This window comes from Staphylococcus sp. EG-SA-15, assembly GCF_017151895.1.
In the GTDB taxonomy this organism is placed as follows: domain Bacteria; phylum Bacillota; class Bacilli; order Staphylococcales; family Staphylococcaceae; genus Staphylococcus; species Staphylococcus aureus.
In genome coordinates this window covers 19,762-33,952 of the sequence record NZ_JACVZN010000006.1, presented here as the reverse complement: position 1 = coordinate 33,952, position 14,191 = coordinate 19,762, and the positions used below count along the sequence as shown (strand labels likewise).

Below are 14,191 nucleotides of genomic sequence, written 5' to 3'. Positions count from 1 at the left end.
TATGGAAAAAATTTTTTTAAATGGTGAGTTTGTAAGTCCAAGTGAAGCAAAGGTTTCATACAACGACAGAGGATACGTATTTGGCGATGGTATTTATGAATACATTCGAGTATATAATGGTAAGTTATTTACAGTAACAGAACATTATGAAAGATTTTTACGTAGTGCCAATGAGATTGGTTTAGATTTAAATTATTCTGTAGAAGAATTAATTGAACTATCTCGTAAATTAGTTGATATGAATCAAATTGAAACTGGGGCAATTTATATTCAAGCAACGCGTGGTGTAGCTGAAAGGAATCATAGCTTCCCGACACCTGAAGTAGAACCAGCAATTGTTGCTTATACAAAGAGTTATGATCGTCCTTATGATCATTTAGAAAATGGTGTGAATGGTGTTACCGTTGAAGATATCCGATGGTTACGTTGCGACATTAAAAGCTTGAACTTATTAGGAAATGTATTAGCAAAAGAATATGCTGTGAAATATAATGCAGTTGAAGCAATTCAACATCGAGGTGAAACTGTAACTGAAGGATCTTCAAGTAATGCTTATGCAATTAAAGACGGTGTGATTTATACACATCCGATTAACAACTATATTCTTAATGGTATTACACGAATTGTAATTAAAAAAATTGCCGAAGACTATAACATCCCATTTAAAGAAGAAACGTTTACTGTAGATTTCTTGAAAAACGCAGATGAAGTTATTGTTTCAAGTACTTCAGCTGAGGTTACACCTGTTATTAAATTAGATGGTGAACCAGTTAATGATGGTAAAGTTGGCCCAATTACACGTCAACTACAAGAAGGATTTGAAAAGTATATAGAGTCACACAGTATTTAAAATTCTTTCATCATATTTTTAGATTAAATTACTTAAATTTATCAACTTTCGTAAGTGAATTATGTTATAATTTAAAACGAAGCTTAAAAGTGTTGTTTAGAAAACACATATTAGTAAAAAGTGCCATTTTTTTTCTCATTTTCAGTTGAAATATAATGATAAAAATTATAAAATTTTCTATGAGTTACAAATATGATGTGCATCATATTTTACTAAGTACGTAAATGTTACAGTTCATAAATTTATGCTAACCATGAAAATGGGATAGCAATTATTTTGAAAACTAGAGTTTATCGCCTACAGAGATTCAAAAACATGTAGTTTTAGACACGGTAACATTATATGTCAAGTAAGTGACTATAGAATGTATGGTGTCAATGACAGACATTACGATTTGAATTTAGTCGTGTAATGTAGGCATTGGTTGAGGATTTACAATAATTATCTGGACATAATATTTGTACCAGTATGGTGTTATAAATTAGAATATATGGCTCTTGAAAAACCTATTTCTAGAGCCATTTTCTAATTGAAAGTGAGGTGGACGAGTTGGAGCAGTTTTATCAATTAGGGTGGACACTTGATTCAGCAGGTGGTGCATCTGGTGAAGCATATATGGCTGAACAAGATGGACAAAAGTTGTTTTTAAAACGAAATTCAAATCCATTTATTGCGGCATTATCAGCAGAAGGTATTGTGCCCAAATTAGTATGGACGAAACGCATAGAAACAGGCGAGGTTGTTACAGCACAACATTGGAAAAATGGGCGTGAACTATCTTCAAACGAAATGAAGCAAACAAGAGTTGCACATTTATTAAAGAAGATACACAATTCTAGACCTTTATTAAGTATGTTAAAGCGTATGGAAATGGAACCTATTACTCCTGAGATTATGCTTAATAAAATTAATGCCTCTTTATCAAGAGAAGTTTTAACACATCATATTGTGAGAAAATCATTAACCTATTTAGAAGAGCATATACCGAGTTTAGATTCGCGTTTTTTCACTGTTGTACATGGTGATGTGAATCATAATAATTGGTTATTATCCGATCGAGATGAACTATTTTTAGTTGATTGGGAAGGTGCAATGATTGCAGACCCGGCAATTGATATCGGAATGCTGCTTTACAACTATGTTCCACAACAACAATGGTCTGAATGGCTTGAAACATATGGTGTTCAAGAGAGCTTGAATTTAAATAAACGTATGAAATGGTATACGGTAATTCAATCTATAGGTCTTGTTCAATGGTATGAAGAGCAAAAAAGATATAAGGATATGAACACTTGGCTTAAATTCCTAAATGAAGTTATGAATAGTAACATGTTTATTTAAGAGGAGAATAAAATATGAGAGTTCGATACAAACCATGGGCTGAAGATTATTTAAAAGATCATCCTGAATTGGTTGACATGGACGGTCAACATGCAGGGAAAATGACTGAATGGTTTGATAAAACGCAACCGATACACATTGAAATTGGTTCGGGTATGGGGCAGTTTATTACAACATTAGCTGCTCAAAATCCTCATATTAACTATATTTCAATGGAACGTGAGAAAAGTATCGTTTATAAAGTATTGGATAAAGTTAAAGAGATGGGTTTAACAAATTTAAAGATTATTTGTAATGACGCCATTGAATTAAATGAATATTTTAAAGACGGCGAAGTTTCGCGTATTTATTTGAACTTTTCAGATCCATGGCCAAAAAATCGTCATGCAAAACGACGTTTAACGTATCATACGTTTTTAGCGTTGTATCAACAAATCTTAAATGATGAAGGAGATTTACATTTTAAAACTGATAACAGAGGACTATTTGCCTACAGTTTAGAAAGTATGTCTCAATTTGGAATGTATTTTACAAAAATAAATCTAAATTTACATCAAGAAGACGATGGCAGTAATATTTTAACAGAATATGAAAAGAAATTTTCGGATAAAGGGTCACGTATTTATCGTATGGAAGCGAAATTCCATTCACAAAAATAGAGCACTTATGAGGGTATGTACACATACAATCATAAGTGTTTTTTCGTACTATAATGGTTCTATAGATAAAGGTTCTATAATAAATCGGACTGATGGAAAAAGTTTTTAACTTTTCATCTGTCCGATTTTTTGATTTTGAATATAAAAAAAGCGCAATTATCTCTATAATTAAAAGTGACTAAACAAATAACTAAAGGAGATAATGCGCCTATGAACAATGTTATACTAAATACCTTTGATTTAAAAGAATAAAGCTTGCATTTTACTTGTAAATTTTAATTATTAATTTAAAATTACAGGCCGATGGTTATGATGCATTTACATATAATATGATTGCATTAATCTTTATAAGTAGTTAGAAGTGTATTAGTGTGGGACGTTTCGTTTTTGTTCGCATTTATGAATAGTGATATGATGTAATAAACACATGCTAATTGTAATAACGAATACAGAAAGAATAGGTGATGTTATGAAGATCGGGGATATATCTATTCATTATCTAAATGGTGGCAATACAAAAATGGATGGCGGTGCAATGTTTGGTGTTGTTCCGAAGCCGTTGTGGTCAAAGCAATACAATGCAAATGAACGAAATCAAATCAATTTACCGACACATCCAATTTTGATTCAAACGGCTCAATATAATTTGATTATAGATGCGGGTATTGGTAATGGTAAATTATCTGAAAAGCAATTACGTAATTTTGGAGTAGATGAAGAAAGTCATATAATTGCTGATTTGGCAAATTATAATTTAACGCCAAAGGATATTGATTATGTGCTAATGACACATATGCATTTTGATCATGCTGCCGGTTTGACTGATCAAGCGGGACATGCAATTTTTGAAAATGCGATTCATGTTGTGCAACAAGATGAGTGGCATGAGTTTATTGCACCTAATATAAGAAGTAAATCAACTTACTGGGATAAGAATAAAGGCGATTATAGTAACAAGTTGATTTTATTCGAAAAACATTTTGAACCGGTTCCGGGTATCAAGATGCAACATAGTGGAGGTCATAGCTTTGGCCACACGATTATTACGATTGAAAGTCAAGGAGATAAAGCAGTTCATATGGGTGATATATTCCCAACTACTGCACATAAAAATCCTCTATGGGTAACGGCATATGATGATTATCCTATGCAATCGATTCGTGAAAAAGAACGCATGATACCATATTTTATTCAGCAACAATATTGGTTCTTGTTTTATCATGATGAAAACTACTTTGCTGTAAAATACAGCGATGATGGTGAAAACATAGATGCATATATTTTACGTGAAACATTAGTTGATAATAACTAAAATAAAGATGTATTACTAAACAAATTTTCAAAAATAAAAAATTGAGCCACATCCAATCTTACTAATTAGGGTGTGGCTCATTTTTAAGTTTTACGATCCAAATCAAATATGGATAAAATTCGTATTAACGCTCTACAATGTTAATGACTTCACCAGTATATGCATCTGCATAAAAATCATAATGAATATTTTGACCATTTTTAATAGTTGTAATTCCACCTTGATAAACTAAACGGTATTTATCAGTTTCAGGATGAACGAATGGTTCATAAACGATATATGAGCCTTTGACATTCATAAAATATGATTTTACTTCATTAAGTACTTTAACGGGATTATAGCGTTTACGATTAATATATTGGATGATTGAAATGGTAGAAATAATTACAATGGCTACTGCAATTATTGTTGGAATTATATATTTCAGTTTAGTCATCATTTATGCTCCCTTGATTTCAAATTCATATCATTAGTTTACCATATTGAAGATGATATAATAACTTATAAGGAGTGAGAACTTTTATGAACATAAATAAAAAAGTAACATTACAACGAATTCAAACTTTAACTGAGCTTCATGGGGCACCAGGTTTTGAAGAAGAAGTAAAAAATTATATGACTCAGCAAATGGCGCCGTACGTAGATGAATTTATTGAAAATCGTATGGGTGGATTTTTTGGTGTGAAAAAATCTAAAAATCCAAATGCAAAACGTGTAATGATTGCAGCACATATGGATGAAATCGGATTTATGATTACAAATATCACTAAAAATGGAATGATTCAATTCACAAATTTAGGTGGTGTTGCAAATGATATTTGGCAAGGACAACGCTTAGTAATTAAAAATAGAAATGGCGATAAAATTATCGGTGTTGTTTCTAATATACCTAAACATTTTCGTACTGGTAGTGAAGGTGCACCGGAAATTAAAGATTTAACATTAGATATAGGTGCTCAAAATGAAGATGAGGTGCGTGAGCGCGGAATAGATATAGGAGATACAATTGTACCTCACACGCCATTCACACAGTTATCTGAACATCGATATAGTGCTAAAGCATGGGATAATCGTTATGGTTGTGTCTTGGCAATTGAAATACTAGAATTATTAAAAGATATAGAATTAGATGTAGACTTGTATGTTGGCGCAAATGTTCAAGAAGAGGTTGGATTACGAGGTGCGAAAGCATCTGCAGAGATGATAGACCCAGACGTTGCATTTGTAGTTGATTGTTCACCTGCCAATGACGTTAAAGGAAACCAACCATTATCTGGTGAACTTGGTAAAGGGACGTTAATTCGCATAAAAGACGGTACAATGATTTTAAAGCCTGTATTTAGAGACTATTTATTAAAGTTAGTAGAAGCACATGACATTGAACATCAATACTATATGTCACCAGGTGGAACAGATGGTGGAGAAATTCATAAAGCTAATATTGGTATTCCGACTGCAGTTATTGGTGTATGTGCACGATATATTCATAGTACAGACTCAGTATTTGATATAAGAGACTATTTTGCAGCTAGATCTTTACTTTCAGAAGCCATTTGTAATTTAGATAATAATCAAATAGAAACATTACAATATAAATAATCGGGTAATAACAACTATTATCTCTAAATAGTTATATATAATCATTAATTAAGGAGACATAAAAATGAAACAACTTGAATCAGAACAACAATTTGAATCTTTAAAACTAGGTGCTACAGTATTTGAATTCACTGCAGGCTGGTGTCCAGATTGTAGAGTGATAGAACCAGATTTACCGGAATTAGAAGCGAGATATCCTATGTTTGACTTCGTATCAGTAGACCGTGATAAATTTATGGATATTTGTATTGAAAATGGTATTATGGGGATTCCAAGTTTTCTAGTATATAAAAATGGAGAACTGCTTGGAAGTTATATTGGAAAAGAACGAAAATCAATTGAACAGATAGATGCATTTTTAGCTCAATACGTGTAATTTAGACTAGAGAAAAACGGGGTAATGCTCGTTTTTCTCTGTTACTATGTGTTGATTTATTGTAAACTATTATAAGGTGCGAAATTAGGAGTGTTACATATGAATACCTTTCAAATGAGAGATAAATTAAAGGAACGTTTAAGCCATTTAGACGTTGATTTTAAATTTAATCGTGAAGAAGAAACTTTGCGTATTTATCGAACAGATAATAACAAAGGTATCACGATTAAACTTAACGCTATAGTCGCAAAATATGAAGATAAAAAAGAAAAAATTGTAGATGAAATTGTTTATTACGTTGATGAAGCTATTGCACAAATGGCAGATAAAACCCTTGAGAGTATATCATCTAGTCAAATTATGCCTGTCATTAGAGCGACTAGCTTTGATAAAAAAACTAAACAAGGTGTTCCTTTTATCTATGATGAGCATACTGCAGAAACAGCAGTTTATTATGCAGTCGATTTAGGGAAATCATATCGTCTAATTGACGAAAGCATGTTAGAGGATTTGAAGTTAACTGAACAACAAATAAGAGAAATGTCTCTGTTTAATGTTAGAAAATTGTCAAATTCATATACGACTGATGAAGTAAAAGGTAATATTTTTTATTTTATTAACTCAAATGACGGGTATGATGCAAGTAGGATACTAAATACTGCATTTTTAAATGAAATTGAGGCACAATGTCAAGGCGAAATGCTCGTAGCAGTGCCACACCAAGATGTGTTAATTATTGCAGATATACGCAATAAAACAGGATATGATGTGATGGCACATTTAACAATGGAATTTTTCACTAAAGGTCTAGTTCCAATTACATCATTATCCTTTGGATATAAACAGGGTCATCTTGAACCGATATTTATTTTAGGTAAAAATAATAAACAAAAAAGAGATCCAAACGTGATTCAGCGTTTAGAAGCAAATCGTCGTAAATTTAATAAAGATAAATAGAAATAATTGGATAAGGAGTTTTGTCATAATGAATTTATTTTACAATCCTAAATATGTAGGAGATGTCGCATTTTTACAAATTGAACCAGTTGAAGGTGAATTAAACTACAATAAAAAAGGTAATGTTGTTGAAATTACTAATGAAGGTAATGTTGTAGGTTATAATATTTTTGAAATTTCAAAAGATATAACAATTGAAGAAAAAGGTCATATTAAATTAACTGATGAACTTGTAAATGTATTCCAAAAGCGTATTTCAGAAGCTGGTTTTGATTATAAATTAAATGCTGATTTATCACCGAAATTTGTAATTGGCTACGTTGAAACTAAAGACAAACATCCTGATGCAGATAAATTAAGTGTACTAAATGTAAACGTTGGAAATGACACATTACAAATTGTATGTGGCGCGCCTAACGTTGAAGCTGGACAGAAAGTTGTTGTTGCTAAAGTAGGTGCAGTGATGCCTAGCGGTATGGTAATTAAAGATGCTGAATTACGTGGTGTTGCCTCAAGCGGTATGATTTGTTCAATGAAAGAATTGAATTTACCTAATGCACCTGAAGAAAAAGGTATTATGGTATTAAATGACAGCTATGAAATTGGACAAGCATTTTTTGAATAATTAAGGAAGGTAGTGAAAATATGAGCTGGTTTGATAAATTATTCGGCGAAGATAATGATTCAAATGATGACTTGATTCATAGAAAGAAAAAAAGACGTCAAGAATCACAAAATATAGATAACGATCATGACTCATTACTGCCTCAAAATAATGATATTTATAGTCGTCCGAGGGGAAAATTCCGTTTTCCTATGAGCGTAGCTTATGAAAATGAAAATGTTGAACAATCTGCAGATACTATTTCAGATGAAAAAGAACAATACCATCGAGACTATCGCAAACAAAGCCACGATTCTCGTTCACAAAAACGACATCGCCGTAGAAGAAATCAAACAACTGAAGAACAAAATTATAGTGAACAACGTGGGAATTCTAAAATATCACAGCAAAGTATAAAATATAAAGATCATTCACATTACCATACGAATAAGCCAGGTACATATGTTTCTGCAATTAATGGTATTGAGAAGGAAACGCACAAGTCAAAAACACATAATATGTATTCTAATAATACAAATCATCGTGCTAAAGATTCAACTCCAGATTATCACAAAGAAAGTTTCAAGACTTCAGAGGTACCGTCAGCTATTTTTGGCACAATGAAACCTAAAAAGTTAGAAAATGGTCGTATCCCTGTAAGTAAACCTTCAGAAAAAGTTGAGTCAGATAAACAAAAATATGATAAATATGTAGCTAAGACGCAAACGTCTCAAAATAAACAATTAGAACAAGAAAAACAAAATGATAGTGTTGTCATACAAGGAACTGCATCTAAATCATCTGATGAAAATGTATCATCAACAACAAAATCAATGCCTAATTATTCAAAAGTTGATAATACTATCAAAATTGAAAATATTTATGCTTCACAAATTGTTGAAGAAATTAGACGTGAACGAGAACGTAAAGTGCTTCAAAAGCGTCGATTTAAAAAAGCGTTGCAACAAAAGCGTGAAGAACATAAAAACGAAGAGCAAGATGCAATACAACGTGCAATTGATGAAATGTATGCTAAACAAGCGGAACGCTATGTTGGTGATAGTTCATTAAATGATGATAGTGACTTAACAGATAATAGTACAGATGCTAGTCAGCTTCATACAAATGGCATAGAGAATGAAACTGTATCAAATGATGAAAATAAACAAGCGTCAATACAAAATGAAGACACTAATGACACTCATGTAGATGAAAGTCCATACAATTATGAGGAAGTTAGTTTGAATCAAGTATCGACAACAAAACAATTGTCAGATGATGAAGTTACGGTTTCGAATGTAACGTCTCAACATCAATCAGCACTACAACATAACGTTGAAGTAAATGATAAAGATGAACTAAAAAATCAATCCAGATTAATTGCTGATTCAGAAGAAGATGGAGCAACGAATAAAGAAGAATATTCAGGAAGTCAAATCGATGATGCAGAATTTTATGAATTAAATGATACAGAAGCAGATGAGGATACTACTTCAAATATCGAAGATAATACCAATAGAAACGCGTCTGAAATGCATGTAGACGCTCCTAAAACGCAAGAGCACGCAGTAACTGAATCTCAAGTTAATAATATCGATAAAACGGTTGATAATGAAATTGAATTAGCACCGCGTCATAAAAAAGATGACCAAACAAACTTAAGTGTCAACTCATTGAAAACGAATGATGTGAATGATGGTCATGTTGTGGAAGATTCAAGCATGAATGAAATAGAAAAGAATAACGCAGAAATTACAGAAAATGTGCAAAACGAAGCAGCTGAAAGTGAACAAAATGTCGAAGAGAAAACTATTGAAAACGTAAATCCAAAGAAACAGACTGAAAAGGTTTCAACTTTAAGTAAAAGACCATTTAATGTTGTCATGACGCCATCTGATAAAAAGCGTATGATGGATCGTAAAAAGCATTCAAAAGTCAATGTGCCTGAATTAAAGCCTGTACAAAGTAAGCAAGCTGTGAGTGAAAGAATGCCTGCGAGTCAAGCCACACCATCATCAAGCACTGATTCACAAGAGTCAAATACAAATGCATATAAAACAAATAATATGACATCAAACAATGTTGAGAACAATCAACTTATTGGTCATGCAGAAACAGAAAATGATTATCAAAATGCACAACAATATTCAGAGCAGAAACCTTCTGTTGATTCAACTCAAACGGAAATATTTGAAGAAAGTCAAGATGATAATCAATTGGAAAATGAGCAAGTTGATCAATCAACTTCGTCTTCAGTTTCAGAAGTAAGCGACATAACTGAAGAAAGCGAAGAAACAACACATCCAAACAATACTAGTGGACAACAAGATAATGATGATCAACAAAAAGATTTACAGTCATCATTTTCAAATCAAAATGAAGATACAGCTAATGAAAATAGACCTCGGACGAACCAATCAGATGTTGCAACAAATCAAGCTGTACAAACATCTAAGCCGATGATTCGTAAAGGCCCAAATATTAAATTGCCAAGTGTTTCATTACTAGAAGAACCACAAGTTATTGAGCCGGACGTGGACTGGATTACAGATAAAAAGAAAGAACTGAATGACGCATTATTTTACTTTAATGTACCTGCAGAAGTACAAGATGTAACTGAAGGTCCAAGTGTTACAAGATTTGAATTATCAGTTGAAAAAGGTGTTAAAGTTTCAAGAATTACGGCATTACAAGATGACATTAAAATGGCATTGGCAGCGAAAGATATTCGTATAGAAGCGCCAATTCCAGGAACTAGTCGTGTTGGTATTGAAGTTCCGAACCAAAATCCAACGACGGTCAACTTACGTTCTATTATTGAATCTCCAAGTTTTAAAAATGCTGAATCTAAATTAACAGTTGCGATGGGGTATAGAATTAATAATGAACCATTACTTATGGATATTGCTAAAACGCCACACGCACTAATTGCAGGTGCAACTGGATCAGGGAAATCAGTTTGTATCAATAGTATTTTGATGTCTTTACTATATAAAAATCACCCTGAGGAATTAAGATTATTACTTATCGATCCAAAAATGGTTGAATTAGCTCCTTATAATGGTTTGCCACATTTAGTTGCACCGGTAATTACAGATGTCAAAGCAGCTACACAGAGTTTAAAATGGGCCGTAGAAGAAATGGAACGACGTTATAAGTTATTTGCACATTACCATGTACGTAATATAACAGCATTTAACAAAAAAGCACCATATGATGAAAGAATGCCAAAAATTGTCATTGTAATTGATGAGTTGGCTGATTTAATGATGATGGCTCCGCAAGAAGTTGAGCAGTCTATTGCTAGAATTGCTCAAAAAGCGAGAGCATGTGGTATTCATATGTTAGTAGCTACGCAAAGACCATCTGTCAATGTAATTACAGGTTTAATTAAAGCCAACATACCAACAAGAATTGCATTTATGGTATCATCAAGTGTAGATTCGAGAACGATATTAGACAGTGGTGGAGCAGAACGCTTGTTAGGATATGGCGATATGTTATATCTTGGTAGCGGTATGAATAAACCGATTAGAGTTCAAGGTACATTTGTTTCTGATGACGAAATTGATGATGTTGTTGATTTTATCAAACAACAAAGAGAACCGGACTATCTATTTGAAGAAAAAGAATTGTTGAAAAAAACACAAACACAATCACAAGATGAATTATTTGATGATGTTTGTGCATTTATGGTTAATGAAGGACATATTTCAACATCATTAATCCAAAGACATTTCCAAATTGGCTATAATAGAGCAGCAAGAATTATCGATCAATTAGAGCAACTCGGTTATGTTTCGAGTGCTAATGGTTCAAAACCAAGGGATGTTTATGTTACGGAAGCAGATTTAAATAAAGAATAATTATGAGTAAGGAGTTTTATATAATGACACACTATCATTTTGTCGGAATTAAAGGTTCTGGCATGAGTTCATTAGCACAAATCATGCATGATTTAGGACATGAAGTTCAAGGATCGGATATTGAGAACTACGTATTTACAGAAGTTGCTCTTAGAAATAAGGGGATAAAAATATTACCATTTGATGCTAATAACATAAAAGAAGATATGGTAGTTATACAAGGTAATGCATTCGCGAGTAGCCATGAAGAAATAGTACGTGCACATCAATTGAAATTAGATGTTGTAAGTTATAATGATTTTTTAGGACAGATTATTGATCAATATACTTCAGTAGCTGTAACTGGTGCACATGGTAAAACTTCTACAACAGGTTTATTATCACATGTTATGAATGGTGATAAAAAGACTTCATTTTTAATTGGTGATGGCACAGGTATGGGATTGCCTGAAAGTGATTATTTCGCTTTTGAGGCATGTGAATATAGACGTCACTTTTTAAGTTATAAACCTGATTACGCAATTATGACAAATATTGATTTCGATCATCCTGATTATTTTAAAGATATTAATGATGTTTTTGATGCATTCCAAGAAATGGCACATAATGTTAAAAAAGGTATTATTGCTTGGGGTGATGATGAACATCTACGTAAAATTGAAGCAGATGTTCCAATTTATTACTATGGATTTAAAGATTCGGATGACATTTATGCTCAAAATATTCAAATTACGGATAAAGGTACTGCTTTTGATGTGTATGTGGATGGTGAGTTTTATGATCACTTCCTGTCTCCACAATATGGTGACCATACAGTTTTAAATGCATTAGCTGTAATTGCGATTAGTTATTTAGAGAAGCTAGATGTTACAAATATTAAAGAAGCATTAGAAACGTTTGGTGGTGTTAAACGTCGTTTCAATGAAACTACAATTGCAAATCAAGTTATTGTAGATGATTATGCACACCATCCAAGAGAAATTAGTGCTACAATTGAAACAGCACGAAAGAAATATCCACATAAAGAAGTTGTTGCAGTATTTCAACCACACACTTTCTCTAGAACACAAGCATTTTTAAATGAATTTGCAGAAAGTTTAAGTAAAGCAGATCGTGTATTCTTATGTGAAATTTTTGGATCAATTAGAGAAAATACTGGCGCATTAACGATACAAGATTTAATTGATAAAATTGAAGGTGCATCGTTAATTAATGAAGATTCTATTAATGTATTAGAACAATTTGATAATGCTGTTGTTTTATTTATGGGTGCAGGTGATATTCAAAAATTACAAAATGCATATTTAGATAAATTAGGCATGAAAAATGCGTTTTAATATGTTTATAATAGAGTAGTATGGGTATTTATTATTAATGACATTATTACATGTTAATTAGGAGGCGTTTTTAATGGATTGGATTTTACCAATTGCTGGAATTATCGCTGCGATTGCATTCTTAATTTTATGTATCGGTATCGTAGCTGTATTAAATTCTGTTAAGAAAAACTTAGATTATGTTGCAAAAACACTTGACGGTGTAGAAGGTCAAGTTCAAGGTATTACTCGTGAAACAACAGATTTACTTCATAAAGTAAACCGTTTAACTGAGGATATCCAAGGTAAAGTAGATCGTTTAAACTCAGTTGTAGATGCTGTTAAAGGTATCGGTGACTCAGTACAAACGTTAAACAGCTCTGTAGATCGTGTAACAAATTCAATTACACATAATATTTCTCAAAATGAAGATAAAATCTCACAAGTTGTTCAATGGTCAAATGTTGCAATGGAAATTGCAGACAAATGGCAAAATAGACACTACCGTCGTGGAAGTGCAAATTACAAAGCTAATAATGTAGCAACTGATGCAAATCATAGCTATACTTCTCGAGTAGATAAATAATTAATAATTAAACAAATGCACTTAAATGAGGTTGTTACTTATTTAAGTGCATTTGTTATAGGAGGATATAAATATGACGCAACAACAAAATAATAAAAGAACATTAAAAAATAAACATACTTACCAAAATGAAGCCTTACCTAATCGTAAAGATTTTGTTGTTAGTTTTATAACAGGTGCCCTTGTAGGATCAGCTCTAGGTTTGTATTTTAAAAATAAAGTTTATCAAAAAGCAGATGATTTAAAAGTCAAAGAACAAGAACTGTCGCAAAAGTTTGAAGAAAGAAAAACGCAACTTGAAGAAACGGTTGCCTATACAAAAGAACGTGTTGAAGGATTTTTAAACAAATCTAAAAATGAGCAAGCGGCATTAAAGGCACAACAAGCAGCGATAAAAGAAGAAGCAAGTGCAAATAATTTAAGTGATACATCACAAGAAGCACAAGAGATTCAAGAAGCTAAAAAAGAAGCACAAACAGAAACGGATAAAAGTGCAGAAGTATCAAATGAAGAATCAAAAGCAGTGGCATTAAAAGCACAACAAGCAGCAATAAAAGAAGAAGCAAGTGCAAATAATTTAAGTGACACGTCACAAGAGGCACAAGAGATTCAAGAAGCTAAAAAAGAAGCACAAGCAGAAACAGATAAAAGTGCAGCTGTATCAAATGAAGAACCAAAAGCAGTGGCATTGAAAGCACAACAAGCAGCGATAAAAGAAGAAGCAA

12 protein-coding genes and 1 pseudogene are annotated in these 14,191 nt (G+C 32.3%); 12 read left to right on the top strand and 1 reads right to left on the bottom strand.

Annotated elements, in window-relative coordinates; genetic code table 11:
- Position 1 precedes the first annotated feature (1 nt).
- From dat to IDG64_RS04935, 4 genes are all read left to right on the top strand, one after another.
- Positions 2-850 carry a D-amino-acid transaminase gene (gene dat / locus IDG64_RS04950; protein ID WP_000411085.1) on the top strand — a complete coding sequence of 283 codons (849 nt, stop codon included), beginning with the start codon at positions 2-4 and terminating at the stop codon, positions 848-850.
- A gap of 549 nt (positions 851-1,399) precedes the next feature.
- Entirely contained in the window at positions 1,400-2,191 is a 792-nt protein-coding gene (locus IDG64_RS04945; RefSeq protein ID WP_000434765.1) for a phosphotransferase family protein, read from the top strand.
- Positions 2,192-2,205: 14 nt separating this feature from the next.
- Positions 2,206-2,850, top strand: a complete 645-nt coding sequence (gene trmB, locus IDG64_RS04940) for a tRNA (guanosine(46)-N7)-methyltransferase TrmB (protein ID WP_001266157.1) — start codon at positions 2,206-2,208, stop codon at positions 2,848-2,850.
- A 469-nt stretch (positions 2,851-3,319) separates the two neighbouring features.
- Complete coding sequence (locus IDG64_RS04935) at positions 3,320-4,162, top strand: YtnP family quorum-quenching lactonase (RefSeq protein ID WP_000689582.1); 843 nt, start codon at positions 3,320-3,322, stop codon at positions 4,160-4,162.
- A 124-nt stretch (positions 4,163-4,286) separates the two neighbouring features.
- Here IDG64_RS04935 and IDG64_RS04930 read toward each other — a convergent pair whose 3' ends face one another.
- Positions 4,287-4,598 carry a PepSY domain-containing protein gene (locus IDG64_RS04930; RefSeq protein WP_000163829.1) on the bottom strand — a complete coding sequence of 104 codons (312 nt, stop codon included), beginning with the start codon at positions 4,596-4,598 and terminating at the stop codon, positions 4,287-4,289.
- Positions 4,599-4,684: 86 nt separating this feature from the next.
- Here IDG64_RS04930 and IDG64_RS04925 point away from each other — a divergent pair, with 86 nt between their 5' ends.
- The 8 genes and pseudogenes from IDG64_RS04925 to IDG64_RS04890 form a co-directional block, all read left to right on the top strand.
- Positions 4,685-5,761: a M42 family metallopeptidase gene (locus IDG64_RS04925; RefSeq protein WP_001024576.1), complete on the top strand. Its 1,077-nt coding sequence runs from the start codon at positions 4,685-4,687 to the stop codon at positions 5,759-5,761.
- 64 nt (positions 5,762-5,825) lie between these two features.
- Positions 5,826-6,137 carry a thioredoxin family protein gene (locus IDG64_RS04920; RefSeq protein ID WP_000811160.1) on the top strand — a complete coding sequence of 104 codons (312 nt, stop codon included), beginning with the start codon at positions 5,826-5,828 and terminating at the stop codon, positions 6,135-6,137.
- 99 nt (positions 6,138-6,236) lie between these two features.
- Complete coding sequence (locus IDG64_RS04915) at positions 6,237-7,094, top strand: DUF1444 domain-containing protein (protein ID WP_001091387.1); 858 nt, start codon at positions 6,237-6,239, stop codon at positions 7,092-7,094.
- A gap of 28 nt (positions 7,095-7,122) precedes the next feature.
- On the top strand, positions 7,123-7,719 hold the full coding sequence (ytpR, locus tag IDG64_RS04910) for a YtpR family tRNA-binding protein (RefSeq protein ID WP_206171290.1): 597 nt from the start codon (positions 7,123-7,125) through the stop codon (positions 7,717-7,719).
- Between the two features lie 20 nt (positions 7,720-7,739).
- Positions 7,740-11,564 carry a DNA translocase FtsK gene (locus IDG64_RS04905; protein WP_000118304.1) on the top strand — a complete coding sequence of 1,275 codons (3,825 nt, stop codon included), beginning with the start codon at positions 7,740-7,742 and terminating at the stop codon, positions 11,562-11,564.
- 23 nt (positions 11,565-11,587) lie between these two features.
- Positions 11,588-12,901, top strand: coding sequence for a UDP-N-acetylmuramate--L-alanine ligase (gene murC / locus IDG64_RS04900; protein ID WP_000150169.1), 1,314 nt, complete (start codon positions 11,588-11,590; stop codon positions 12,899-12,901).
- Positions 12,902-12,974: 73 nt separating this feature from the next.
- The gene (locus IDG64_RS04895) at positions 12,975-13,466 is read left to right on the top strand and encodes a DUF948 domain-containing protein (protein WP_000383814.1); all 492 of its coding nucleotides are present in this window, start codon (positions 12,975-12,977) and stop codon (positions 13,464-13,466) included.
- Positions 13,467-13,539: 73 nt separating this feature from the next.
- Positions 13,540-14,191: pseudogene (locus tag IDG64_RS04890) on the top strand (hypothetical protein); the annotation flags it as partial.

Coding starts and splice junctions, on each gene's coding strand:
- IDG64_RS04905 (WP_000118304.1), top strand. CDS start 7,740: ATGAGCTGGTTTGATAAATTATTCGGCGAAGATAATGATTCAAATGAT.
- ytpR (WP_206171290.1), top strand. CDS start 7,123: ATGAATTTATTTTACAATCCTAAATATGTAGGAGATGTCGCATTTTTA.
- IDG64_RS04920 (WP_000811160.1), top strand. CDS start 5,826: ATGAAACAACTTGAATCAGAACAACAATTTGAATCTTTAAAACTAGGT.
- IDG64_RS04915 (WP_001091387.1), top strand. CDS start 6,237: ATGAATACCTTTCAAATGAGAGATAAATTAAAGGAACGTTTAAGCCAT.
- trmB (WP_001266157.1), top strand. CDS start 2,206: ATGAGAGTTCGATACAAACCATGGGCTGAAGATTATTTAAAAGATCAT.
- IDG64_RS04895 (WP_000383814.1), top strand. CDS start 12,975: ATGGATTGGATTTTACCAATTGCTGGAATTATCGCTGCGATTGCATTC.
- IDG64_RS04925 (WP_001024576.1), top strand. CDS start 4,685: ATGAACATAAATAAAAAAGTAACATTACAACGAATTCAAACTTTAACT.
- IDG64_RS04935 (WP_000689582.1), top strand. CDS start 3,320: ATGAAGATCGGGGATATATCTATTCATTATCTAAATGGTGGCAATACA.
- dat (WP_000411085.1), top strand. CDS start 2: ATGGAAAAAATTTTTTTAAATGGTGAGTTTGTAAGTCCAAGTGAAGCA.
- murC (WP_000150169.1), top strand. CDS start 11,588: ATGACACACTATCATTTTGTCGGAATTAAAGGTTCTGGCATGAGTTCA.
- IDG64_RS04930 (WP_000163829.1), bottom strand. CDS start 4,598: ATGACTAAACTGAAATATATAATTCCAACAATAATTGCAGTAGCCATT.